This is a genomic window from Sutcliffiella rhizosphaerae, from assembly GCF_917563925.1.
Classification (GTDB): Bacteria; Bacillota; Bacilli; order Bacillales; family Bacillaceae_I; genus Sutcliffiella_A; species Sutcliffiella_A rhizosphaerae.
This window is the reverse complement of record NZ_CAKJTJ010000042.1, coordinates 1-25686: the sequence shown is the minus strand read 5'-3', so window position 1 is coordinate 25686 and position 25686 is coordinate 1. Positions and strand designations below refer to the sequence as shown.

The 25686-nt window shown below is 33.8% G+C and carries 25 protein-coding genes and 2 pseudogenes; 6 read left to right on the top strand and 21 right to left on the bottom strand.

Features of this window, described 5'->3' with window-relative positions; all coding sequences use genetic code 11:
• Positions 1-283: 283 nt before the first annotated feature.
• Both LRP81_RS20520 and LRP81_RS23405 read right to left on the bottom strand, forming a co-directional pair.
• Positions 284-607 carry a DUF2834 domain-containing protein gene (locus LRP81_RS20520; RefSeq protein ID WP_230504639.1) on the bottom strand — a complete coding sequence of 108 codons (324 nt, stop codon included), beginning with the start codon at positions 605-607 and terminating at the stop codon, positions 284-286.
• Positions 608-900: 293 nt separating this feature from the next.
• Positions 901-1191, bottom strand: coding sequence for a GNAT family N-acetyltransferase (locus tag LRP81_RS23405; RefSeq protein WP_317987105.1), 291 nt, complete (start codon positions 1189-1191; stop codon positions 901-903).
• Between the two features lie 520 nt (positions 1192-1711).
• Here LRP81_RS23405 and LRP81_RS20510 point away from each other — a divergent pair.
• The 4 genes and pseudogenes from LRP81_RS20510 to LRP81_RS20495 all read left to right on the top strand — a co-directional run bounded on the left by LRP81_RS20510 (position 1712) and on the right by LRP81_RS20495 (position 4327).
• Positions 1712-2077, top strand: a complete 366-nt coding sequence (locus tag LRP81_RS20510) for a transposase family protein (protein ID WP_230504637.1) — start codon at positions 1712-1714, stop codon at positions 2075-2077.
• A pseudogene (locus LRP81_RS20505) lies at positions 2035-2841 on the top strand (ISL3 family transposase). The gene LRP81_RS20510 and the pseudogene LRP81_RS20505 overlap by 43 nt, the downstream one beginning before the upstream one ends.
• A gap of 197 nt (positions 2842-3038) precedes the next feature.
• Positions 3039-3587 carry a sigma-70 family RNA polymerase sigma factor gene (locus LRP81_RS20500; RefSeq protein WP_230504635.1) on the top strand — a complete coding sequence of 183 codons (549 nt, stop codon included), beginning with the start codon at positions 3039-3041 and terminating at the stop codon, positions 3585-3587.
• Positions 3572-4327, top strand: a complete 756-nt coding sequence (locus tag LRP81_RS20495) for a S26 family signal peptidase (RefSeq protein ID WP_230504633.1) — start codon at positions 3572-3574, stop codon at positions 4325-4327. The genes LRP81_RS20500 and LRP81_RS20495 overlap by 16 nt, the downstream gene beginning before the upstream one ends.
• 117 nt (positions 4328-4444) lie before the next feature.
• On the opposite strand, the gene LRP81_RS20490 is transcribed toward LRP81_RS20495, so the two are convergent.
• The 7 genes from LRP81_RS20490 to LRP81_RS20460 all read right to left on the bottom strand — a co-directional run bounded on the left by LRP81_RS20490 (position 4445) and on the right by LRP81_RS20460 (position 9251).
• Complete coding sequence (locus LRP81_RS20490) at positions 4445-5101, bottom strand: hypothetical protein (RefSeq protein ID WP_230504631.1); 657 nt, start codon at positions 5099-5101, stop codon at positions 4445-4447.
• Between the two features lie 48 nt (positions 5102-5149).
• Positions 5150-5662, bottom strand: coding sequence for a hypothetical protein (locus LRP81_RS20485; protein WP_230504629.1), 513 nt, complete (start codon positions 5660-5662; stop codon positions 5150-5152).
• Between the two features lie 283 nt (positions 5663-5945).
• On the bottom strand, positions 5946-6242 hold the full coding sequence (locus tag LRP81_RS20480; RefSeq protein WP_230504626.1) for a hypothetical protein: 297 nt from the start codon (positions 6240-6242) through the stop codon (positions 5946-5948).
• A gap of 176 nt (positions 6243-6418) precedes the next feature.
• The gene (locus LRP81_RS20475) at positions 6419-6787 is read right to left on the bottom strand and encodes a topoisomerase (protein ID WP_230504625.1); all 369 of its coding nucleotides are present in this window, start codon (positions 6785-6787) and stop codon (positions 6419-6421) included.
• A gap of 42 nt (positions 6788-6829) precedes the next feature.
• Positions 6830-7801: an anti sigma factor C-terminal domain-containing protein gene (locus tag LRP81_RS20470; RefSeq protein WP_230504623.1), complete on the bottom strand. Its 972-nt coding sequence runs from the start codon at positions 7799-7801 to the stop codon at positions 6830-6832.
• Positions 7785-8297: an RNA polymerase sigma factor gene (locus LRP81_RS20465; RefSeq protein WP_230504621.1), complete on the bottom strand. Its 513-nt coding sequence runs from the start codon at positions 8295-8297 to the stop codon at positions 7785-7787. The genes LRP81_RS20470 and LRP81_RS20465 overlap by 17 nt, the downstream gene beginning before the upstream one ends.
• A gap of 414 nt (positions 8298-8711) precedes the next feature.
• A complete protein-coding gene (locus tag LRP81_RS20460; RefSeq protein ID WP_230504619.1) occupies positions 8712-9251 on the bottom strand; it encodes a hypothetical protein in 540 nt (179 codons plus the stop codon).
• Between the two features lie 227 nt (positions 9252-9478).
• Here LRP81_RS20460 and LRP81_RS20455 point away from each other — a divergent pair, with 227 nt between their 5' ends.
• Together LRP81_RS20455 and LRP81_RS20450 are read left to right on the top strand one after the other, a co-directional pair.
• On the top strand, positions 9479-9769 hold the full coding sequence (locus LRP81_RS20455; protein WP_230504617.1) for a helix-turn-helix domain-containing protein: 291 nt from the start codon (positions 9479-9481) through the stop codon (positions 9767-9769).
• Positions 9766-10656: an IS3 family transposase gene (locus LRP81_RS20450; protein ID WP_230504615.1), complete on the top strand. Its 891-nt coding sequence runs from the start codon at positions 9766-9768 to the stop codon at positions 10654-10656. The genes LRP81_RS20455 and LRP81_RS20450 overlap by 4 nt, the downstream gene beginning before the upstream one ends.
• Positions 10657-10907: 251 nt before the next feature.
• On the opposite strand, the gene LRP81_RS20445 is transcribed toward LRP81_RS20450, so the two are convergent.
• The 12 genes and pseudogenes from LRP81_RS20445 to LRP81_RS20390 form a co-directional block, all read right to left on the bottom strand.
• The gene (locus LRP81_RS20445) at positions 10908-11366 is read right to left on the bottom strand and encodes an SAM-dependent methyltransferase (protein WP_230504613.1); all 459 of its coding nucleotides are present in this window, start codon (positions 11364-11366) and stop codon (positions 10908-10910) included.
• Positions 11367-11857: 491 nt separating this feature from the next.
• Positions 11858-12208 carry an alpha/beta hydrolase family protein gene (locus tag LRP81_RS20440; protein WP_399208200.1) on the bottom strand — a complete coding sequence of 117 codons (351 nt, stop codon included), beginning with the start codon at positions 12206-12208 and terminating at the stop codon, positions 11858-11860.
• A gap of 29 nt (positions 12209-12237) precedes the next feature.
• The gene (locus LRP81_RS20435) at positions 12238-14094 is read right to left on the bottom strand and encodes a DUF2357 domain-containing protein (RefSeq protein WP_230504609.1); all 1857 of its coding nucleotides are present in this window, start codon (positions 14092-14094) and stop codon (positions 12238-12240) included.
• Positions 14078-15985 carry an McrB family protein gene (locus tag LRP81_RS20430; RefSeq protein WP_230504607.1) on the bottom strand — a complete coding sequence of 636 codons (1908 nt, stop codon included), beginning with the start codon at positions 15983-15985 and terminating at the stop codon, positions 14078-14080. Before LRP81_RS20430 ends, LRP81_RS20435 begins: the two co-directional genes overlap by 17 nt.
• A complete protein-coding gene (locus LRP81_RS20425) occupies positions 15960-17060 on the bottom strand; it encodes a hypothetical protein (protein WP_230504605.1) in 1101 nt (366 codons plus the stop codon). Before LRP81_RS20425 ends, LRP81_RS20430 begins: the two co-directional genes overlap by 26 nt.
• Before the next feature lie 1095 nt (positions 17061-18155).
• Positions 18156-18696, bottom strand: a pseudogene (locus LRP81_RS20420) (DUF3267 domain-containing protein).
• Positions 18697-18847: 151 nt separating this feature from the next.
• On the bottom strand, positions 18848-19690 hold the full coding sequence (gene xerA, locus LRP81_RS20415) for a site-specific tyrosine recombinase/integron integrase (RefSeq protein WP_230504603.1): 843 nt from the start codon (positions 19688-19690) through the stop codon (positions 18848-18850).
• Positions 19691-19956: 266 nt separating this feature from the next.
• Positions 19957-20886, bottom strand: a complete 930-nt coding sequence (locus LRP81_RS20410) for a phosphotransferase enzyme family protein (RefSeq protein ID WP_230504601.1) — start codon at positions 20884-20886, stop codon at positions 19957-19959.
• 167 nt (positions 20887-21053) lie between these two features.
• Positions 21054-21431 (bottom strand): GNAT family N-acetyltransferase, encoded by a 378-nt coding sequence (locus tag LRP81_RS20405; RefSeq protein WP_230504599.1) that lies wholly within the window; start codon positions 21429-21431, stop codon positions 21054-21056.
• Positions 21432-21444: 13 nt separating this feature from the next.
• Positions 21445-21852, bottom strand: coding sequence for a hypothetical protein (locus LRP81_RS20400; RefSeq protein WP_230504597.1), 408 nt, complete (start codon positions 21850-21852; stop codon positions 21445-21447).
• A gap of 436 nt (positions 21853-22288) precedes the next feature.
• Positions 22289-22717: an NUDIX hydrolase gene (locus tag LRP81_RS20395; RefSeq protein ID WP_230504596.1), complete on the bottom strand. Its 429-nt coding sequence runs from the start codon at positions 22715-22717 to the stop codon at positions 22289-22291.
• A gap of 120 nt (positions 22718-22837) precedes the next feature.
• Positions 22838-25354 carry a Spaf_1101 family AAA-like ATPase gene (locus tag LRP81_RS20390; RefSeq protein WP_230504594.1) on the bottom strand — a complete coding sequence of 839 codons (2517 nt, stop codon included), beginning with the start codon at positions 25352-25354 and terminating at the stop codon, positions 22838-22840.
• Between the last annotated feature and the right edge of the window lie 332 nt (positions 25355-25686).

Genomic DNA, 25686 nt, shown 5'->3' with positions numbered 1-25686 from the left:
GTAGATTCAAGTTTTTCGGAACAACCAGAAAGAACAACTAACATTGTGAGAATAAAAAATATAAAATTGTTTCGTATTATTCTTATTACGTTCATTCTCAATCCCCTTAGTTCATATTCACAAAAGATAGTTGATAAACTTATTCAAGGAAACTGCCCGTTAGTTAAAGAAGGATTTTTAAACAACTTTATTATTTTTTAAAGGGCTTTATTGTAAATTAAACAACTTTATTGTTACTTAACACATTTTACTTATCTTAGCTGGGACATGCTTATTTTCTAATTTATACTTCATCTTTACTATTAATATAAGAATGTCTAAAAAACAAAAATAAAGGTAGTGCTAAAGATAATCCAACTGTAAACAGAGATAAAAGACAAATCCATTTTTCTTTAATGTTATACTTTCGTGATTCATTGAACATAAATACCAAGAAAACAACACATGAGATTAAAAAATCAACTGCAAAAAAGGACGATATCGTGTTAGTAAATAATAATTCCATTAATAAACCTAAATTAAGTCCATTATCCCTAAGGAACTGAATAAAAAAATAATACGGAATAACAGTACCAATTAGCCCTAAAATTAAATATAATTTTTTCATTGGATTATTCCCCTTTTTTTAACAAAGTTACTATTAGATTACCATACTAATTCTAAGATCGTTCACCATTATGCCAGTTATTAACCTACTTTTTAATGACATTTTCTTCAACCGCCCCATTGGTCCACCTCACTTTTTACCTGATATGAACTGTACTTTCACTAAACTGCCCGTTTGCTTAATTCCAATTATTTCATAACCTGATAATTCCTACAATATGAAATTCCCTTTGGCCACGATAAAAAAGGCGCTGATCCTTGTTCCTGGATCGCGCCCGATTGTTTAATAACATGTTAGCTTTTAAACTTCATAAAGTGTCTTGAATTTGGATAAAGATTTTCCTTTGTAAAACCTAAAGAAGTATAAAAGTTATCAGCCTGTTCCGTATCTGTATGAAGCACCAAAATCTTATAGTTTTTTTTTGCTTCGTCAATTATCTTTTTAACCAAAAAGCTTCCTATACCGTTTCTCCTATATTCCTTACTAACATAAAACCTTCTCAGCCTACCAATATATAGTTCATTTGAAAATGGGTCTTTATTTAATCCCCCAATAGCAACAAGGACACCTTTTTCATTGAACACGCCAAATAAACCTTCTCCAGAATAATTAAAAGTATTACTGCCATTTTTATAATCATTTACTAATCTTTCTATAAAACGAAAACCGTTTGCTTTGCTTTACTAAACTATCCAAATCAAAATTCAACAGATTATATATTCGCTTTACCTCAAATTTTCCCATATCTATCCCCCTTGTAAATTACGTAATTCTTGTTAAACGATTCTTCCTATTGCTACCAATTATTTCAAAAATTTATTAATTACTCAATCTATATTTTCATAAAAAAAGCTTACCTTTTAATAGTAACTTCAGAAAATGGAAAAAGTAAAATGATTAAAATTTGAAAAATCAAAAATATAGTAAAATTAATATGGTAACTTTAAATGTAAACTTATAGGTTCATGACCGTCGAGGTTGATATACTAAAAATTCAAAAATATGACATTTAAACTATATAATAAAAGCGAAAACTCACGTATCGTAATTGTTAACCAGACAAACCACGAGAGGAGTTTTCGCTTTGTATCCCAATTTATCAAATTGATTTTACCATTATCAGCTATTTTTACGATTTCTTTTCCAAAGGAAGATGAACCAAATGTATTTCCAGTAAAAGTAGATTTACAAACAATCCTATGTCCCATTTGTCAAGGGAAAACGATTCGTCATAATCAATCACGACGACGTTTTAGACATGGGTATGCTTGGAATATTGGCGTTCTTTGGATAGAACTAGCAGTACCTCGTCAACGCTGTAAAGCTTGTGGATTTACTTTTACCTATGACTATGGTTTAGGACTTATTCGCTCCTCTACAGTTGCTTTTCGTCAACAAATTGTGAAGCGTTGTCAGGGCGTTCTATCATGGATGTTTCGCGTGAGTACCAACTTCCTTATACGACCGTAGAACGCTGGTATTATTTATATGCAGCTGACCAATTGGTAGAAGAATCTGCTGAACGCATTTGTGTCGATGAATTTGCGCTTCGAAAAGGACACCACTATGCGACAAGTGTACTAAATGCAGATACATGGCGTATTTTGGCAGTTGTTCCTCATCGAGATTACGAAGTCATTCAATCTGTGTAAAAAAAAGTAACAGGTACCTTCCGGGCAGTGGTCAGTGATTTCGCACCGACAATGGCCAATGCGATTCAAACCGTTTTTCCAACTGCCATTCATGTGTTGGACCGTTTTCACCTCATCCAGTTTTTCACTGATGCCCAACAAAGGCGTAGACGGTTCTTAGGGGAAGCAAAAAAACATCATAAATCACGATTCATTGACCGTTGCTTAGCACTTAAACCTGAAGAATTAACAGAAGAAGAACGTAGATTCGTGGCGGAATGGCACAAAGAAGATATACATACGAAGCACATTTATCAAGCATTAAATCATTACGTCTTAAAGGGAACAAAACCAACCCAAGCAAAACGTCGATTAAAGGAATGGTTCGGTCGGTATCAATTCCATATATGAGGTGTTGTTTCAAAGTTCGCCAAAACATTAATTGTACGGGAGCAAGCATTACTTAACACCATCATATCTCCACTTTCAAACGGCATTATGGAAGGTACCAACAAGAAGATTAAACTTATTAAAAGGCGTGGGTTTGGCTATCGAAATGATGCCCGATTGTTTCTGAGATTACGTTTAGAAACGGGTCATTAGGTTTGTCACCCCCGACTTTTGGTGATGAACCAACATATAACTTATATCCCATATACTAGTTGTTTAACTGGTTTTTTAAATGCTAAAAATCTTTTTAAGCTTTTATCTCTTATACTAACCATACGGATTAATAATTTTTTCTTTTTATGGAACTTAAAGCCAACTGCGTCGTCTATATTAACGAAGGGGAGATATAAATGGAGGAGAATAACAATTTAAGTGAGAGAGATAAAATTTATTTGATTGAAGAACTTTTTACAAAATATTCAACCGATATTAAAAGAATAGCTTTTCTTTACGTAAAAGATTCCATCTTAGTTGAAGATATACTTCAAGAAGTTTTCATTTCGTGTTTTATCAACTTGGAGAAGTTTAAAGGTAAAAGTTCGTATAAAACTTGGTTATTAAAAATTACTGCTAATAAATGTAGAGATGCTCTTAAGCGTTGGAGTTTTAAAAATATTATCTATAAAGATACATTAGATGATGGATATAAAATTGAAGAAACTCCAGAAAACATATTTACCACTAAACAAGAAGAATATTTAGTTGCTATTCAATTATTAAAATTACCATTAAAGTATAGGGAAGTTATTATTTTATTTTACTATCAAGAGCTTAGTATTGAAGAAATTAGTAACATTTTAAATATCAATATTAATACTACTAAAACCCGACTTTATAGAGGGAGAGAGCGTTTTAAAAGTTTACTGGAGGAGAGTGGATACACTTGGGAACTAAATTGAGAAATATTCTAGAAAATACTGTCTTAAAAAATGTTGAAGCAACTGAAATAGAAAAAGAAAAACTAATGAAACGTATTCACAAAAAAAAATTTAATCGACCATACAATTATAAATATATTGTTTCTTTTGCAGCAGCAATACTGATTTCTGTAGTGTTGTTAAGTTCTCAAATTATTAACAATAATACTGCTTCAAATGCAGTTATTGTTGATACAGAAACTCAACCAGAAATTAAGATCATTAAAAATCTAACAGACGAAACTTATACTACACACTACGTTTCAGAAAATATGAATAGAGGGAATTTCGAATACTATGATACAGAAATTGTTATTGAACCATTAAAGAATGAGAAAAAAATAAACAGAGGTGATATATTATATTTTGAAGATATTTCTTCAGGTTATGAGGTTATTGCAAGAGTAGTTGGGTTAAGTGGAGAAAAAATTAAAATTAGTCAAGGGCAAGTGTATATCAATGAAAATATACTTGATACTTTTTACGGAAAAGCCCATAGGTTAGGAATGGAAAGAGAAGAATATTACGAAGTAATGGATCAGAATAATGGAATGACTTATAACAAACCAGCAATGGATGAAATTTTTTTATATGAATTACCAGAAATTCAATTAACGGAAAATGAATACTATGTAATTCCAGATGACTGGACTAGTGGTTATATGTATCAATTAAATAACGATGAAATTATTGGTAAAGTTATTGGAGTAAAAGATAAGTAAATATCCAAATAGCAAGTTCCTATTTATAATTTTCTTTTCAAATACACAGTTAGGGAGTTCAATAGTATAACTCCCTAACCAATTTCTTAACTTCTAGTTAATAATGTTATAAAAATATTAATTTAAATCCTCTCTTACCTCTGTAATTTCAGTACCAGATTCTGTTAACTCATTAATATCTACAAAATCTATTGCTTTAATACCCTCATTAAAATTATCAATATTTGTAATTTCAATAAATGTATCTGAAACTCCATTTACTGTTAATTCATATTTTTCAGGGTGATTGACATCTTCGCTAAATTCTAATTTTTCCACAATTTCATTCTTGCCCTTTTTGTATTTGCTACTATATGTTTTTCCGAAAAATGATTTTCTTAATTTACCTTCTTCTAAATCATTCTCAATTTCTTCATTTACTATTTCACTTAAGAATGGATGTGCTATTACTTTTCCTACATCTTCTATAGCGCTTTCAAAAATCACCAACTCATCAAATTCTTTCATATATCTATAAAAATTTTCTCCATCCCATAATTCAAATCCACCTTTTTCAGGACCATTTAATATCTCTTTATAAAAAAAACCGTTCTCATCAACTTGTATTAGTAAGTTCTGTCTTCCATCAACATCTAATTGAGTTAATTCAAAGCTATATCCTTCTAATGGGTACACCTTTCCAGCAAAGCTTTTATTTGAATTATATCCAAAAACACTTATTAAAATAATTAATGAAAGTCCGAAAATAAATATATATTTTTTATTATCCTTCAAAATAATTTCCACCTTTCTGATTAAATAATTTAATAACTAATTATTAACTTAATTTATATTACTAGCTCTTCTAATAGGATACCAAGTTTCTTTCAATTTTCCACTAGGTAGTTTTAATGCATAGACAAAATGAAAATCAACTCTATTATTTCCTTTTGCCAACCTTACACTCTTATTAGCATATGTATGCCAAAAAGTAGAATTAACAGCCTGAGTTTTGGATTGAGCTTTAGAAGTATCAGAATATACTTGATCACCCATCGAATAGGCACGAAGCAACATTATCGTCCAATCATCCCCAAATTGATTTTCTTTACCAGTATTAGTTCCTTCAAATTTATTAATTGTATAGTGGCCAGAAGGTCCGTCTGTGCCATGAAACCTTGCAGCAAAATGATTTGTATACCAACCATCGCATTGACCTCCACACGCAGAATCAACACCCCATGTCCCAAATGTAATTGCAGACGCATTAGAACCATTTACAACAATAACTCCTGATACAAGCAAAAATATAACACTTAATGAAATTAACACTTTTTTACCAAATACTTTAAACATTTACTATATCCCCCTTTATTTTATATATTTGGTAAATTCATATTACTTTTTTCACTATTTTTTGTCAATATATTTAGAAAAATTATATTTTTTTACATATTTAGATAATTTTTAATTATTTGTTTTATTATAGGCTAAATAAATTTTAACCTTGTTAATAGCTGTTTACTCCACAATTGGGCCCAAAAATAAAAAATGAGCACTTATCCTTGTTCTGGGATAGCGCCCGATAGTTGAAGATTTTCAATTAATAACTTATTACAGAAAAGCTCCAAATAGCGTATTAATGTTTCTGGACTTTATCTTTTTCACGCTTTGTCCATAATCCTTCATTATCGACTCTTTCCGCTATCCACCCAGGTGGTAAATCCCACAGTAAAGAGCCAGACTCATCAATCTTCAGCATTTCTTCAAGAGTTACTATTCTTGCATTGTCTGCATCAAGTTCATCTGACCCATCAAGAAATTGCCACATTCCATCTTCCTCATCGTGAGAAACATACAGTACAGTTTTTGTTCCATCTAAGATTTCTTTTAATGTGATTACCATCATATTAGTAGGATATTCAAACCTATTCATAGCCAACTCCTTTTTCATAAATGCAATTTAATATCCTCGATCTTAAGAACGAACATCTTATGCTGCAATAGCGCCCTTTAATGGAGTAACCCACTTGATTCTTATGTACATTTTTTCAAAATTTTATAAAACAACTGTACTTATAAGGTTGATTGTATCCTTTAAGAACTTCACCGTTAGTATTTCTCGATTTTTATTTTCACTTTCGTTTTTTCTTCGCTAGTCCCTTCTGGTTCAGAAATATTTTCAAGTGAATCTTTAACTATTTCTTGCATTAATATATCATCAATCTTGGCATCCTTTGGGGTACCTACCGAAATGGTAAATTCACCAGCACCACCATCTAACATTATTGCGAGTGAATCACTTTCAAGTTCCGTTTGCTCTGTAACTGATGCGATGATTTCATTTTGTAACTCGGAAAATAATTTTTCTTGAGAAACTACTACTTCCTGCTCGCTTTCTACTACTTCATTTGTATTACATCCAACTAAGTGAATTGATGAACAAAATACAATTCCTAAAATTATAGCCTTTTTTATCATTTCTAATTCCCCCTTTGAAAAAATTACCTATTCCACAACAAATTAATATAGGTTTGTTGTTGCTCCTAATGTAGCACCACGAATCATTGATTCATCACTAAACTTTAGTAAATCACTTGGTTTTCCTGTAACTATCACACCAATAATTTTTAAGTTCCCAGGTTCTAGGTTTATTTCACCCTGATTCGTTATATTCGTAATAATTCGCTTTGCATCTTCTTGATAATCGCCACCATCTTCTTTAACCTCTTCTAAGATTGAGATAAAGTTAGAGGCCGAATTGGATTCTGCCACTCGGTTATATGAAAAGCCATAAGCTTGAAAACCATGGATAGTAGCGTCTCGGAAATTCTTATCTTCGTTAAACTTATTATCATTTTCTATTTGATCTTTACTGAACGTATCTACCCAATACCATACTAAGTGTTCTTTAAATACCTCATTTACTTCTTCAATGGAGTATCCATTAACAAACGAAAAAGCCATTTCTACAACCGAGTTATCATCAATCACATTAAGTAACGTTCGATCATCAAATAGTTGCTTATAATTTACTTGTGGATGAAAAAATTCAACGACTCTTTCTCCTTCATAGTACATAGGAATTCGCTCATCATCTGAGTAGCCGGAGCCGGAAGGACCATGAGTTGAAATGAGTCGAGATGTTCCCAAAATAGTAAAAACTTTTTCCTGTTCCCCCCATGGAATTGGTACTCCTCCAACCACTTTTACTAACTTCGTTTTTGCTGTTGCAGAAGTGAGAGAATAATTAAATAAAGTCCCTCGCTCTTCAATGTTGGCCCCCATAATTCCATTCCAAGTCGAATCTAAGCTTGTTTCCTTCTCCATTTTTACGACCATTACTTTATTACCAAGAAAATAAAGCCCAAATACAACGATGAGACTAATCACTAATGAAATGAGGATCATTTTTATCATGGAACGTTTCCTTGCTTTTTTTACTAAATTCTCAAATTCTAAATCCTTAGGGAAAAACTCATTTTCCTTGTTCATGTTCAAACCTCCTATATTGTTTAATAAACTCTTTTCTTGCCCTATGGAGAATGGTCTTAACCGATCCCTCTTTCATACCATAAAGCACTGCTATCTCACTCATTTTTAATCCTGTGCTATATTTCAGAAGAAGCATTTGCCTATATTTTGGATTTAATTTCGTCAACACTTCCTGTACATCTCTTTCTAGTTCACTTAGCATGAGGACTTTTTCAGGTGTTTCTTCCTCAAATATTTCCTGTACGTTGAATTTCAATAATATATCTCTTCGTCTAGATTTCTTACGGGACAAATCATAATATTTATTTACTGCTACTCTAAATAGCCAACTTTGGATATTATCAATCTGGACTGAGTCTATGTATTGTAAAAACTTATACGCAGTATCTTGGATAATATCTTCTGCATCCTCCTTTGAAGCACCCATTTTTATTAGGTAAGAGTATACAAATTTTAGTATCTCATTTAGTTTTTTCCCCATCATGGAATCCTTCATTTCAAACCTCCCACCTATAAAACGTTTCAATTTTAAAAAGGTTAACAAAAAAAACAAATTTCGTTTATTTCATTCTCTTTAACATTTATTTCTTTAATTAAAAAATAAAAAAGAACTTGACAAGAAAGTTTTCGCTTCTCGCCAAATTCAGAAAATATAAATTAGAAAATATATAATCAATCTTCGACAGCCAATGGCTATTTATAGTTAGTTCAACCTTTGTTTTACCATCATTTATGATACGCTTCACTCCAATTAATCATAAACACCCTTTATATGAATTACCAAAATATCTCTTGAACTCACCCTCCACAATCTGGCCTTTTAAATGATAAAAAAAACGCATTTCCTAAAGAAACGCCCCGATTGCTGAATAATTCACTTATGGAAATACATAATTCAAGTTAATAATTATTACTGCTCATCAATTTTCATAAAAATCCTTGTATACATTTCCTTTATATGTTCATCCGATATCTCATCATTATACAAACCAAATTCCCAACTATTTATTGAGTTGCCTTCCTCAGCACTTAGTATCCCAACAGTATAACCATTTCCAGGGGTCCAACCCCAAAAGTTAGAATATGCTTCATCTTTCACAGTAAAAGGTATATGACTTTTAGCAGATACAAAGATGAATGGAATAGCCGAATTTAAGTAAACATCTGCGTATTGACTTTCAGCAGCTTGGGAGAGATTTTCTTTCATAATAAATACTGCATCATAACTATCTAAATCTATACTATTAAAATTATCGAAAGAAATTTGACTGAAACTCACTTGTTCCTCCTTAACTTCTGGTGGTTCTCCGACTGTTGCAATTTTTAAAGCATTGCCATCATACAGTTCAAATTTTGTAGATTCAAGTTTTTCGGAACAACCAGAAAGAACAACTAACATTGTGAGAGTAAAAAATATAAAATTGTTTCGTATTATTCTTATTACTTTCATTCTCAGTCCCCTTAGTTTATATTTTCAAAAGATAGTTGATAAACTTATTCAAGTAAACTGCCCGTTTGCTTAATTCCAATTATTTCATAACCTGATAATTCCTACAATATGAAATTCTCTTTAGCCACGACAAAAATGGCGCTGATCCTTGTTCTGGTATGCTCCCCTTATAGTAGACACATTTAAAAAAGCGCATTAATCTGTCTACTATAAGGAGGCATTTTTTTATGGAGAAAAAGGCAGAGACTTACGATATAACGTTTAAGAAAAAAGCGGTGGATTTATATTATCAAAAAAAGAATTATGCTGCTGTTTCTAGAGAATTAAACACTCATCGAAAAAACATACAACGGTGGGTTGAACAATATAGTAAAGATGGAATTGTTGGTCTTAGAGAGAATCGCGGAAGAAAAAGTGGGTCTGGTTCAGCCTCTTTATCTAAAATTGAAGATCCTCAAATAAAAATAAAGCGATTAGAAGCTGAAAACGAATTATTAAAAAAGCTTTTAAGGATGTGAAAGGGGGAATTGATTTAAAACCTAGGAGACTATATCAAGTCATTGATGATTTATCTAAACAAGCTCATTCTATAAAGCTACTTTGTCATCTGACTAAAGTGTCAAGAAGTGGATACTACAAGTGGGTAAAGCGTAAAGCAGTACCTTCGGAAAAGCAACTAGAGGACGAGAAGATAAAGCAGAAAATAATAGAATGCCATAAAAAGTGTAAGGGTATCTATGGCTATAGAAGAATACAAATTGGGTTAAAGAGGACCTATGAAATTCACATTAATCACAAAAAAATTCAACGGTTACTAAGTGAATTAGGGATTAAATCAATTATCAGAAGGAAACGAATTTATTACGGTAAGAAAGAGCCTTATCTAATCTCGAATAATTTTTTAAATAGAGCCTTTTACGCTTCTCGTCCTAATGAAAAGTGGGTAACGGATATTACGTATCTTATTTTCAATGGACAGAAACTGTATTTGTCTGCCATCAAAGACCTCTATAATAACGAAGTTGTTGCCTATCAAATTAGTAGACGTAATGATAATAAACTAGTACTGGATACGTTTAATAAAGCCATAAGAGGAAGAAATGTAAAAGGAATGATTCTCCATAGTGACCAAGGATATCAATACACGTCCCATGTTTATAATCAGCTACTCAAAAGACATAAAGTAAAAGTTAGTATGTCAAGAAAGGGAAACTGTTGGGATAATGCAAGTATGGAAAGTTTCTTCAGCCATTTTAAATCAGAATGTTTTAACCTCTTTACGTTTAAAACTTCCCAAGAGGTTCGAAAGGCTATTAAAAACTACATTCTCTTTTATAACCAAGAAAGGTTTCAAAACAAGTTAAACAACCTGACTCCTATCGAATATAGAAGTCAGGCTTCTTAAATGCGCTTATTTTTTTGTCCACTTGACAGGGGTCAGACCAGTTCCTGGATCGCGCCCGATAGTTGAAGTAAAATATAATAATTTACTATGGTATTGCTTAAAGGTATTAATATCCTCTATATAAGAGAATTAAATGCAACCACTAATACTCAGTAATACAAGAGTAATTCATGTACCAAATATTCTAAAAAACTCTTTAGTTTTTTAAAAGATAAAGACCATTGAATACCAAATATTCACCAATTATATATTTAATTCCAATAATTTTTCATTATATCTTTTGTCCAGTTAGGTTGGAAAATTGGTTCACTTGGGAGAAATTCCTTCATAACAGGCTTTATATCTAAAATCGGTGTTTCGTTTATACAATCAAGGCCAATAACTGATAATTCTCTACCCTCTCTTTTCATGATTCTTACAGTTGTATGACCCAATTGATTTGGTCTGTTTTTTCCGCGTTGTGCAAAAATCCCAACTTTAGGAAGAGATTCGTCATTTCTTGGATGCCTTGCACCAGTACTTATCCTCTTTTGATTTACTTTGTGAAAGTAAAATATGATATCTAAGTGTGAAAATGATTCTATTTCATTTAGGGAATCTTCTGAGACTGAAGGTTCCAATATTATTTTGGTCACTATCCCTCCCCAGTTATCATCTTCCATTTCACGTCTTTCATTGTAAGCAAAGCCAATTGGATTCAATGATATCATTAGCTTCTACCTCCTTTTTCCTTATTTAGTTGCCCTCATTTTCTTCATAACTAGAGAAGACATAAAAATAACGCTGACAATTTTAATATACCAAATGTTAAATATAACAAAATGATGGATTTATTATGAAAATCTATAAGTTTTTCTTATTGAATGAAGCTTCTCAAGTTACTTGGACCAATTATCTCAAATGTTGAAACATCACGAATAATTAATTCACATAAAATGAGGCTTACTTATAAAAGATAAGCGCAAAATTGTTGTATATTCAATTAAATAGTAGCGTTGGACCGCATATTAAATAAATGCAAAGTTTTCCCTTTCTATTTATAATTAAAGGGAAAGGAGATGTGTTTCTTTGTCAAAATACACTGTCATCAAAGAAACACTCCCGATTGCTGCATAAGTACTATTTCTTTTTTAGTATTCTTAAGAATTATAGATAATTGTTTCAACTCTTAAACGTACTTCTCTAACCACTCAAAGACACGTTAATAAAAGTCTTCAATGTTTTCATGACGCCATGAACCTTTATAGTGCTCTTCATCATAAAGGACCAGTTGAGCTGTTTTATCCAATCGCTTCAGGGAGGAAAACATTGGTCCTGCCTCTGCATGACATAGGTGGTCTCTTGTACCTTGGAATATAAGTACTGGTGCTTTGATCTTATGAAAATCAAATATGGGAGAATTTCTTATATATCGGTCCCGCTCGTCCCACATCGTAGCACCCATATCGAATTGTCCTCCTTCTATCAGCCCGTAATTGGAATTGGTATCAGGGTCACGTGAATCAAAGTGAGTATAGCAACTTATCCCCCCTCCCCAACACCATACACTCAAAAATAGAAGAGTGCCTGTTATTTTGGGAGTTAAGAAGACGTGATAGAGGAACCCGTAAAAATACCGGCAACCCCTTTCATTTCTTCCAAACAATCCTCTAGTTGCTTGCGGAAATGAGCTTGATCGGAACCAGGCGTTAAGTCCATCGGCCTGATATGATAATCGTCTATCTCTCGTGAGTGAGTGGTGCCGTGCATATTTGGATGGACCGGCCATACTTCCGTAACGGGACGAAGGCGTCTCAACGCCACCTCAGAAACCCGACCCTTCAAATACCACGGGCTACGGCAAGAGGAAGAGTAAGCATCCAACTGTCTCATCGTTTTGGTCTGTCTTTGGGTTTTAATTAAATTTCTGTCCCATATAGAACGTAAGGGCCGGTACTTAAAGTCCAGCAACAATGAGCCGATATGCCCCTCTTTGTCATACACATCAATACGGCAATCCGGATGAAGGTGAGTTGAACTGGTATAAAGAGGCTGCTCTAAGGAAGTTTCACGAGCTGTAACCGGCAACTCCTCTTCATAGCGTACCACCACTCTCAACCCGTCTCTCATGAATTCAATTGACGCTCCTGACCTTAACTCTGGCACTACTACTTGCCGAGCATTGGTCGGTTCTTCGTATAACCAGCCTTTCACTGGGATAAACCCCATCTCCTCGGAACCTAACAACCTGACCACCTGTATAAATCCCCAGATTTCGTATAACAAATCTGTTCGTTTCCAGTGATAGGTATATATAGGATCAAGGGCGACGGATACGTCTTGCTCCCTCAGTGCCCGGTACAAGGTATAATACAATCGATATCTGTAGTCCGATGAGAGACTGATCGGAATTTCCTGAGGTAATCCTGGTGTCAATTCCTGCACCCAAGGAGCTTGTAATACCTGCATCCAAGAACTACGGAACAACTTCGCATCTTTCAACATTTCCTCTATCTGTGTCAACACCTTCCGTTTGAGACGGACCCTGTCCTCTGAACGTTTTCCCCATCGCAACAAGTCCTCCATCTCCAATTGCGTGGATCGCTCTAAGGAAACCAGAAACTCATGCAGATTCTGCAAAGTTTGATACAGAGTACGAAGAATATGAACCAACCACCTGTTCTCAGGCAAATCAAACCCAAGCGTTGGGACAGCATCCTTGATTACATCCCGTTTTTCCGGGTGCTGCAGGCGAAATCGTATTCCTTTTTCGTCCAGTCGTTTTGCTAACGTATTGGGCACCAATTTGTGCTCTTTTTGAATGGTTACCCGAGGGTTACCGACCAATTCCTCTGCCACGAGCAACAACTGTGCTTTTTTCTCTCGAAGAAGCAGCCATTGACGCAAATAAGTAAGAGGGATAGGCGATTGTTCGTCCAACGAAACATGAGAATTCTTTCGTAACAAATCTTGAGCCAATCCATGCAACGTTTCTTCAATGTCATTTCTCATCCATTCCCACTGCTCTTCTGTTACTTGCTTCGGCTTTACCCGAACAATCGAATGGAAGACATCACCCTGTACGAAAACTTTTATTCGATAATACCCCGGAATCAAGGGGTAATAAGAGGACTGGTCATGAGAGGTGAAACCATAATATAATACCTGGTCTCGCATGGACGGGGACAAATAGACGTCCCCCTTTTCGTCCTCTTTTACCATGCTTTCTGGCAACATATCCAATCCATCCATGTAAAATCGAGCACCAGGGTCTCCTTCGAAACGAATGTGCAAATCCATATTTTCTGTCAGGACGGGTACATCGTGATCTGAAATGTTTCGAATCTCTTCTTCCGTTCGATAAACGAACGGAATCAGTATAGGATCCCCAACTTGAATCCTCTCCTTGTGAGAGTTAGTGGTAGTATGAAAAAACGTCAACTTACATGGTGTAGCCATTGCGTTTTAACTCCCTTGCTTTAGCAATCAAAAGCATTCTAGCTTCGATAAATTCCGATACCTCGGAATAGCGATTGAATAATTGGAACAACTCACTTTCCACTACCGTATCCTCTGCGTCCCTATACACACCAACAAGCGGAAGAAGCACGTCCTCCGCCCCACGCACCTTGGTTAACACACGCTGCACCACCTGTTTATCAAACGCATCCCGTCGAGTGAACGGTGTTGAATCCGGCATATTATATAAGTAACGGTCAATCTGACGGACGATACGGGGACCTATCCCCATTTTCAAGGAAACATTCTGCAATGTTTGGTGCATATCCCAAAGAAAAGAAAGCTCTACTTCTGTTAACTGAACCGTTCGAGGTTGTTTGCCTTTGGACCAAAAATCCTCTGTGGTGTAAGGGAGTTCCTCCGTACGTCTACTCTTTTTTTCCTCCTCAATGTCAAGCAATCGGTGGAAGGGCAATACGGCCAGTTCAATCACATTGGCACGATCTAACACTTTGTCGCTAAATTGATGAGTGGTCTCGTCAATATTCACCGTTCCTAGAAAGAAGACGTTATCTCCAATTGTCAAATTCGGTTCGTATTGCTCGCTATTATAGAACCTTTGCTGGAGGTCTTCGTTGTAGAGTTTCAACGTCCGAGTATCCGTTTCTAAGATGGATAAAAATTGAGAAAAATAATGTTCCACCCGTGCCAGGTTCATCTCATCAAAACAAACGAAAAAAAGTTTATCGCTTTCTTTTTTTGCTCGAATCAAGGTGTTCACCAGTCCTGAGTCCCCAGGACGATATACGTTATTCAACGTATCCGGATAGCCAATCAAGTCGGTGTCATCTGTCCACGAGGGACGTACGGAAATAAATGCCACTTGGGATGAAGGGAGTCTCAACGCTTTTGCATAGGCGTTCACCAATTGAGACTTCCCCGTCCCACTCATGCCAGCTAATATCACTAAAGATTGCGTTTTCAATGCCGTATGAAAATTGTACAAATCATCATCGCTATAGAACAGACCCATCTCTTTGGTCTTTCGCTTCAACTCTTCCAGGAACTGCTCTTCTCTCGTTTCTACCGCTTCGATGGTAGCACCGGCTGCCGCTTGTTCTCTAGCCTCTTGTGCATCATCAGGAAGCGAAATAGGAGGGGTCTCATTCAGCATTTCTAATATTTCCTCATGCACGTTAACTGGGAAAAATAACACTGAGTCCCCTTCTTTTTCGTACGCTTCTTCCAGCAATGAGCCTAACTCCAACTCTCGAACGCCGGATGAGGACAAAAAGCGATATCCCCCATGAGCAACTGTATGACTATCAAACTCACCAAATAGTATATTTTTTCTATCTTTCCCGCGAAAGAGGATAAACCCATGTGTATCCTCTTCATTGCTTGATACATGGAAGTTGTTCCCAACATGTTTGCGTTGCAACAAATTCGTTCGAAAAGATTCTAAGGTAACCAAGCCTTGTTCATAAAAGACTGGCACCGGAATTAGAGATAGAGTATCCGAAAAATTGTCCTTTTTCCCCACAAGGGTCACATTGGTTGCAACATAATGTTCACGAAAATCCTGTTTAGACACCCTTCGCTCTGGTTGGAATACAAGCAAGGAATCTTGCAAAAAGTCCCGAACAGCCTGGCATCGATCCAGATGTGTATCCTGGATATTATCTTCAAATCCCCACTTTACCAACTCTTCAGCGTAACATGTCACATACCTGACGTCCCGCGGGAAATCTGCAGGCTCATACGAAATGATTTTTAAAGAAAATTGCGGAGTTCCTGATGTATTGACAAAAATATCTCGCCCAATATCACTAACATCTTGTTCACTTGCTAATACGGCGATGAATTTAGCTTCCCACTTTTGGTGTTTCATAGCTGGCTTTCTCCTCTTCAATGGCGATTTTAAATTGTTCAAAGGTAGGGATTCTACGGACTGTGATTCCCAAACGTCCTTCTACTTCCTGAATCAATCGATTATCCAATTTGTATAACAACCCCCAGACCTCTTCCCCTTTCGCAGGCTGAAAATCTGGTAGGCCTTTTCTTTCCACAACCCGAACTTCACAAGGGCAGTCTCGAAATACCGTTCTATTTCTTGGGTTTCCAAGCAATGCAACCTTCCGCTTTGGTGGGAGGCAGGATTCTAGCTGTAATATCGCAGCGTGCAACGAACTTTTTTCTTTTTGCAGAACTCCTACTTTTTCGTGCAACGCGGTTTGTTCATTTTTCCACTCAATTTTTTCTTTTTCCAACATTCGTTGTTGAGTGGTAAGATCTTTTTGAAGTTGACCATTCTCCGTCTTTAACCGATGCAACTCTTCGTTTTCCTTTTTGGTTTCCTCTTGATGAGCCTGACGGTATTGAGAGAATTCTTGCTGCACACGGTCCAATTCTTGTTGCAATGATTTAATTTTTTTGTCTAATTTTTTTTGAAGGTTTTTCCACTTTTTATCCAATTGTTCTTCTTCGTTGACCTCTTTTTTAGAAACGGTAGTTTGCTTTGTTTCTTTTTCTTGTTCCAACTCCCTTAAATACGCTTCTAATCGCCCGGAGCGTTCATGTTCAATTTTCTTCAACTCTTCCGGCTCCCATTGACTAGTGTATTTATTGTATAAAGAGGTAGCCTTCTCTATCGCACGAACAGACAATAGCTTATGCAACACCAAGGACGGTGGGATATCTTCAATCCCCACTAAAGCGTTTTCATCCATGTCGATGAACGAATACTTCTTTTCTAGCTTCTCGTGAAACGTGACACTTGTTTTAGTCGTTAGATTGGTGAAATTTTTCTGCTTTAGGACTTCTGCAATCATCAGCGGACGTAAATGATGCGGTATGTTTCCTCCTCTTCGAAACCCGCGAACCTGTACTCGCAATTCCTCGCACAACCCTTTTAACCGCTCGTCCGATAATTGCTGCAAAATCCATTTCCATAACTCTTTTTCCACGCTTCTTCCCCCTTTTGTTTGAGATTTTTCCCTCTGGATTCGCCTTTTCTCTTAAGTCACGGCAATCTTCCCCCTTTTATCTGAATCTTTTAATTATACCAAAAAACATGGAAAATAGGGAAAACATAGAAATAGAACTATATTTTCCTATTTAAAAAAGCAGAGCCATAAACTCTGCTTTTTCTATTAACGGGTTCGGTTTTGGAGTACAAACAATAAAAAAGAAATAAAATTGGAGGTCCAATTCCCATATGAATTGGACCTCTTGTTTTTGTTGTAATTAAAGGGTTTATGGTCATTTAACATACTAATTCACAACGAAATTCGCACGCTAATTCCCAACAGTCTGTTGGCTAACATACTACTGTGAATTGGCGTGTTAAAACTTATGCGTGTGGAATAGGGGCCGGAAATGCCTGTTCAGCGTCTCACTGTTGCAAAAAAAAGACAATATGCAATAAACGAAATAATTCATATAGTGTAGAAACAAAGAAAACAGGTTGGGACAAAAGAAAAACGACTTAAACAAAACCCGAACTATTCTGATTGATACATTAAAATAGTTCTGGTCTTTTTTATAGTCTCTTTTCAAAAAAATTGTTGCTAGTAACCGGTAAAAAGTCGGATTCTGGACATTTTACATTCCTGTTAATTGAAAACTTGCCTTTTGACTGAAACTACTTGCAGGAAAAATGCACGACAATAACTATTATTATGAGTTTCTTAAAAAAACGTTAAAGCAACAAAGTTTGCGAAAACAGCCTATTTATAAATCCAAAATATTCTTCAGGTTATTCAGCGGTTGATTGGAGTTCAAGATGGAGACTCGGCGGGATAGTAATGGCAATATTAAGACTCCGCACGCAGGAGGCTCAGGTGTCACCCCGCAGAAAGCGGAATCTTGCACGGAAATCAATAGCGGTATTTAGAGTAGAAAATTATAATGTTCGTCTTTTACTAATTGAAATTTAGTTTTGTCACAGCCTCTTTCATTCTATATTGCCTTATTCAATTAAAGCTCCAGTTTGTTTAATAACGGTTAAAATTTATTAATGTGCTCTAACATTAGTTCAAACACATTAAAATTACGTTTTATTATTCTTTTATTCGGTAATAACCTCTGTAAAAAACTGTATTTTTCGGTTTAATTGCAATGAGAAATGAGTTAATGATATCTGAGGAAGAAATTAAAGTGTTGAACCACCCTATATATAATAAGATTAATTTGATATCTCCTAATACATAGAACGATAGAATATCAGGCACAACCGATAATACAATAAAAGGAAAACTCATAAATACCCAGAATCTAACTTTAGAGAGTATTGAATTTGTATTTATCCAAAAAAAATATGCCGCTAAACGTAAGGCTAATATCATCTTTTTTGTTTAAGATCAAAAGGTGTAGACATTCGTGAAAGATGAAGACAAGGAGACTTATTATGATAATAATATTTATAGTAGTGAATCCTGTACTATAAAAAAAGAAAGATGGTACAGATAAAATGATTATCTGAATAAGGTATACAAACTTCACATAGTGTTTTCGACACCAATTATTTTGTATGAAAGGAGTCCATACTGACAAATCCATACTTTTCTGTGGTAAGTTTCTAAACCAAAGTATCATAGGCATTCACCTTCTTAATTTAAAATAATTCATTCTAAAATGCTGATCCATTAAACTCCCTATTGCTTTATTCCAATTATTTCAAAAACAAGTGATAAACTCAATCTTTTATTTTCATTCAATATAAAAAATCACGCTCAAATTTGAACGTGATTTTTTAAAAATATTTGCTGTAGAGATCTCTTCTTAATTTCCCACTTAGTTGAGCATATATTCTTGTTGTTTCACTTTTTTCATGGCCAAGTAAACTTTGTATAACTTCCAGTGGAGCCCCATTGTTAATCATATGCGTTGCGTAGCTATGCCTTAATTGATGTGGATGAATGTTCTTCTTAATCCCGGCTCCAGAAGAAATACTCTTGATTATGTATCTTATTAAGTCGATACTCATTCTTCTCTTAGGTTTCCTCTCGGTAATGAACAAGCACGGGTCCTGGTCATCTCGCTCATCGAGATATCTCTTTAACCACAAGGAGCAACGAGTATTGAAATATACCTCCCGTTCTTTATCCCCTTTTCCATGAACGATGACCGAATTTGACGTGAAATTGATATCATCACGATTAAGTTTAACAACTTCGCCAATACGGCAACCAGTTGAATAAAAGAATTCAAATAACGCATTTTCCATAGCATTTTGGCAGGACTCACGGAGATGTTCAATTTCAAGTTCAGTGAGGAATTTTGGAATTCTTTTCCCTAGCTTAGGTTCTTTCAACTTAGCTGCAGGATTCTTTTTTATTAACCCTTCGTCATTTGCCCATTTAAACAATGACCTAATACATCGAACTCTATGCCCCAAACTAGAGGGTTTTAGATGTGTGCTTCCCTTGATCAGATACTCTTTTAACTGATCTGTTGTCAAATCGTTTAGGTCGATATCTCCAAAATAGCGCAACAACATATTATATTGAAAACAATAGGTTTTTAATGTTAGCGGTGAATACCCCTCTATCTTTTTATCAAGCTGGTATTTCTTCCAAACTTGTGACAATAACATCCGCTTCACTCTCCTAGTTTATAAAGCAATTATTCTTAGGATTAGTATTGACTAGAAAAGTAGGCTTTATTCAACAATCTAGTGGAATTGATTTTTTCAGGATAGTTCATATAGATTGGGAAACACAGGAAAAGTAGCTTTCGTTACTACTGAAAAGCGCCCGATAATGGAATAACTGATATTACTGCTATTATAATTACTTAATGGTTCTAAGCTTATACAATTCGTTACTTTTAGTATATTCTCAAGGTAGCTAAGAGCTATCTTTATTTCACATCCAGTAAAACTTTATCATCTATTTGATTTCTATTTTCATAAATCCATTGGAACATTGCTTTATTTATTTTATAGATGTCTTCGTTACTAGAAAAATAGCCCATAAATATAGTTTGAATACAAAGCATTACATACCATATAGACTCTTTTTCATAAGCCGCTAAGGGATTAACTTGATTATAGGCAGTTACTACATTTCCAACAAAGTTAAACCACTTACCCCTTAATTCCTCTTTAGTAAATACTTCACTTAATACACTCGTGGTGCAATAACAAAGATCAAATATGCTAACATTGACTTCTACCATTTCATAATCAATTACACCAGAAAGACGGTTGTTATTAAATATAATATTATGAATATGAGCATCCCTATGAATTAACTGCTTTGGAAGAATATCAACTATGTTTTTTACATCCTCTTCCAACTCTTGATAAACAGAATAAAGTTCACTAGAAATATCTACTTTGCTAATTTCATTTACTGCAAAACCATATACCATTTTGTATAAATCTTTATTAGGGTACTCGCTTAGAAAATCAGCAGATTTCATTATTTTATTTAAGTCCGCAATTGTTTCTCCTAGAAGTCTAGGAATTATAGGATTGTTCAGACTCTCTTCTCTATTAAAGGTGCAACCTTCAAGATAGCTATATATTGAGTAATTTGAATCTTTGTAAGGTACACTAAAATTCCCTTGTTTATTACTTAAAGGAATTTGAGTTGAAAAATTATTGTTTCTTAAGAGACTGATAAGTTTTAATTCGTTATTAAACTGTTCTAAATTATCCTTTCTCTTTATAATAAATTTATCTTCATCATTAGTAACTATTAGAGTTGCCCTTTCCGAAAGCTTTTTATAATTTTTTATTCCAATACCCCAACTCGAAGTAATTTTTTTAATATCTAAAATCTCCATATAAATCCTCCGATATTTTTTGAGTTTTTTGATAAGTAAACCTTCTCATTTTCATAATATATAAATTCCTATAATATGATTTTTTTATCTTAGCCTAAATTCGTATGAGCGCAGATCTTTTACAAGAGCGCGCCAAATCGTTTTCACCTTCTAAAACAGATGATTATCTATACAAATAATACACACCATTCACAAACTTCAGTCATACCTAGATTTTTGTAGACACTTCGAGCAACTGGATTGTTATAAAATAAATATGGATATTTTCCTTCGCTCAATAGCTTATTAAACAAGCAAGTCAACACTTCTGTCCCATATCCTTTACCACGATATTTTGGATTTGTATAAACACCTATTATAATGGCACTTTTATCACCTTCTCTAATAGTAGCAACAGATGAAACCATGACATTATCTATACTTAAATAAGCAGTTTGATCAGCAGTGTTTTTCAGTCTATCACTTTCCATTTTAATATAATCGTCTCTATTCTCAGGAAGACTACCGAGGAACTCATCAGTTGATAAAAATAAATCATATTGCATTCCAATCTCTTCATCAGATTGAACAATTTTTCATCTCTAATTCTGGGTATTTTCTTTTAACCATTACGTTCTTCACTACACCCATATGGGATATAGCATCATTTTTCAAATTAATATAAGGTTTAAACTTTGTCATTAACTCACTGGGGCCAGATAGTTTATTGAAAGATAAATTACTTAAAATCTCTTTATAAATCTCTACCTCTCGATCTGACTGAGAATAGTAAGTAACATTGTTAAAATTATTTAGTAATATAGATACTAATTCTCCGTTTTCATATTCTCCATATATTTTGAAATGATCTCCTTGATAATTATTGACAATTAAATCATTTATAAGAAAGTAGTAGTTTTCAATATCACTACTAAATAATCTGATTACTTCTGCGTGATTCAAACTTGTTAACTGCATAATACTCATAGATTTACCTCCAAATGAACATAGTAGATGTTTAATAAAATAATTTCATTCAAAGAACGCCTACGAATAATAGGAGAATGGATGGTAAAAAAATAGAGCTCCCCAAAGGCAGCTCTGCAGTATAAAGAAATATACTACTTAGCTTTCCTTGTAATGAAAAAAAAGACATACTACTCCCTTGGTTGAAAAAGGGCATTTATATGCTTTTATATAAGACCATTACAAGTATGTTGGCATAAAGTATAAGACTCCTTCCAAATATCTCCTATTAAATTTATAATATTCTAAATATCAGATAAAATCAATATTTTTACCAGAACCTGACTCTAAATTAGTGCTGATCTTTGCTCCTGGCTAGCTCCCTATTGTTGAAGATCATTAATTCTTATTTCTGCTGTTTATTTCTAAAGAATAGAAATTATATTTATATATATTTTTAAAAAAATCCTAATAATTTCTCTGGAACAAGCCGTAATTTCCCATTCTGAAAATCGCTTACTGGCTTCCATAACAACTTAAATAGAGTTCCATCATCTTCTTCACCTTCAAAGATGCTAGTCTTATATAATGAAGAGTCAACAAATGTTGCATCATAAACCATAACTACTTCGTGCCCAATCTCACCGTTGTATGTAAAAATGTTTTCAATTGTTCCTAGATATTCTAGATTGGTTATGCTTGTCTTTATTTCCTCTTGGATTTCTCTTACTAGCGCATCAGAGCTCAATTCTCCATATTCGATGCCTCCACCTATTGGACGATAAAAGTATTCCTTGCTAACGGTGTCATACCCTTCAGCAACAAGAATAGAGTTATTATTCCTAAATAGACAAATAACTAATGGTCTAATTACTCCCTTTTTCAATAAAAGACCCCCATTAATGATATAAAAATCCTAAATAATTTTTCATAATCTTTACTTCAATAAAAAGAGAATACTCATATTTTAAAAAACTGTGCCCGATAGTTGAGAATTACGAACTCATTAACTCAGGACATTGCTATATGTTTTGGCCTTTTGACTAAATGATTGTTCACCACCTTCTAAGATGGTGAGAATATGTTTAATAATTACACGATCACCAGGATACCCCTTTTTTACTAACCATCCGTTTGTATTATTTGACTCCAAAACAATAACTTGTTCAGCATCTGCATTCGTTACTATTGTAGAACTATGGGTTGATATTATTACTTGTCTGGAATTCTTAACATTTTTTAAGCTTTCTACTAGGTTTTTATAAATATATTGATTGTCCAAGTTATCCTCTGGTTGATCAATTACAAGCGGTGTACTATCTAAAGAGTGTTCACCGAAATTAAATAAAAAAGTAAGAATAGCAACTACCTTCTGTCCGAGGGATAATGTTTCGATTTCCCTCATTAAAACGCTCGTTGATTCCACAGATTCTTTAGAATTTATATTAAACATTAGCGTATAATCATCTTGTAAATTTAAGAACCTAGACAAGCTAGAGTTCATTTTATCTATATCTCTAAATAATCTTGATTCAACACTATTATATATTTTTCTTAAATTGCTGCTATTAATTTCATCAAATCCTCCCAAACTTCTTTGGGTAACAAAACTTTTAATGTTAATAACCTCTTCAAGCACATTATGTTTTTTATTTAATAGCAAATCTAAAAACTGCAAGTAGTTCATTTTTTTCACTATCGTATAAAGGTATTTTTCAATATCGTTCCAAGTTAAATAAGTGTTAGCCACATTTGATTTCCCATTAATCCCTAAGATATCTATATACTCAGAGGGATCAAGACTAGTCAATGAACTGGTTACTTGTATTAGTTTTAAATTTTTTTCGTTAAACTCTTTTATTACACTATAGACTTGCCTATTCCTTTCAGCTAAATCATTAACTATATTTTTCATTTCTGTTCTTAAAACTTTTCGGAAGTTATTGTTATTACATTGCTGGAGTAGTAGGGTATATTTGTTTATGGAATTGAATTTATTACCATTTAATATTATTTCTCTAATAAAATCACTAACTTTACCTGAGTTAATTTGCTCAATTATGTTATTAATTGAGAAACTTTTCTTATAAACCTCATTTAGTAATTCAATTGCTTTACTTTGTTCGATTTTTTCAAAAATCACTTTATCTTTTTCTTGAATAACAACCTTGTTCAATTCGATCCAATGCGGAGCTAAAACTAAACTTTTACCCGTTACTACACCCTCTTTAAATGCCTTTTCCAGAAAAAATGCTTCAGTATAACCAGTTGAACCTACTTGAGGAATGAATTGTACTATATAATCCTCCCCTTTAAAGTAAAACACAATGTAAATCACCTTATTTTTACTAATAAACTTAAGGCTTTTTTTATCCTTCACCTCTAGCGTAAAGACTGTTTCTAATATGTTTAATATTGTACTCTTACCAACTCCTCGCCCACCAATAATACAATTTAAGTCTCTAGAAAAATCAACTAAAAAAGGAGCATTAGGCTCATTCTTTGAAATGAGGAACCCCCCATCGTCTCCTGGAACAATATATAAACCTTTAATAAACTTGTCACTATTTTTTGGCTTATCACGATATATACATACATGATGATCCAAAAACGCTTTTTTTAAAGAACTAAAATTAATAGAGTTAAATTTTATCCATGAATTTCTAATACCTATTTGATTTAGTTCGTGGGAATCACCTTCATTTATACAACAAAAATTCTTATTAACATTAGAAGAAAAAGGTTTAAGTCTATCAAATGTTTTTTTATTACTATCTGAATTAGTTAATCCAACAATAAAAAGTCCACTATCATTAAACAAGGACCTCTTATATAAATCTGTTCCTAATAAATCATTTGAGTTAATATGAGCGATATAGGGTATTCCATTATGCTCTAAAACCTTATTCACCATATCTAAACAAGATATATAAGTTCCGTCTTCTTCAGAATGTATATATTTTTCAACAAATCTATTAACTGTGGGGTAATTTTCCTCGTTAAATATTGCTACTAAATGATACCTATCTGAACAACTAATCTCTATTCCAAGAAATAACCTTATACATTTTTTTTGTTCCGCTTTGTATCTAGTCTCATATAACCTAATTAAAGCATCTCTTAAGTTATTGTATCCTTTGATAGTGTTGTGATCTGAAATAACAGCTATTTCTATATCATTTTGATATAATTTGTTTGCTATTAATTCATACGCAATTATTTCTCTTAAATCCTTATAACTTGTACCTGACTTCTCATTTAAACTGCTTACCAATTGATTATGTTCTTCGGTTTTATTTTGTTGTAGATCAAGTATTAGTTCATCACTTAAATATTCTTCGTTTCTAGCTATTTCGAGAACATCATTAAGTGTCAAATTTTTAAATATTTTCCCCGTATTTAGTCGATAATCATATGAAGCCGGAGTATGAATATGGAATTCACATTTATGTAATCTTCCGTATGATTCCTTAAGTAGTTCTATTTCGCTATATACTTTTTTCAAGCCAATATTTGTACTCACTTTTACACCCCAGCATAAAATAAATATTTTCTAACACTAGATGATTAATTTGATTTGCTAAAATTGGGTAATAATACACCTTTAAAATTACACATAATTACATTATATTACAAAGGCACATTGAGTACAGCCTGATTTGTAGAATTATTCAAAAACTTTAGAAAGCTAATATTGAGATTTTTTATATTATGCAACAATCTGGCCCTTAAAGAACAAAATCGCTAACGCGACCCAAAACCACGTCCCAAATGAGATATTAATCTCTTTGGACATCTCTCGCTTTTCGCATAGTACCATTACAGAACGGACAGACTGTTTCTACTTCTTCGCCT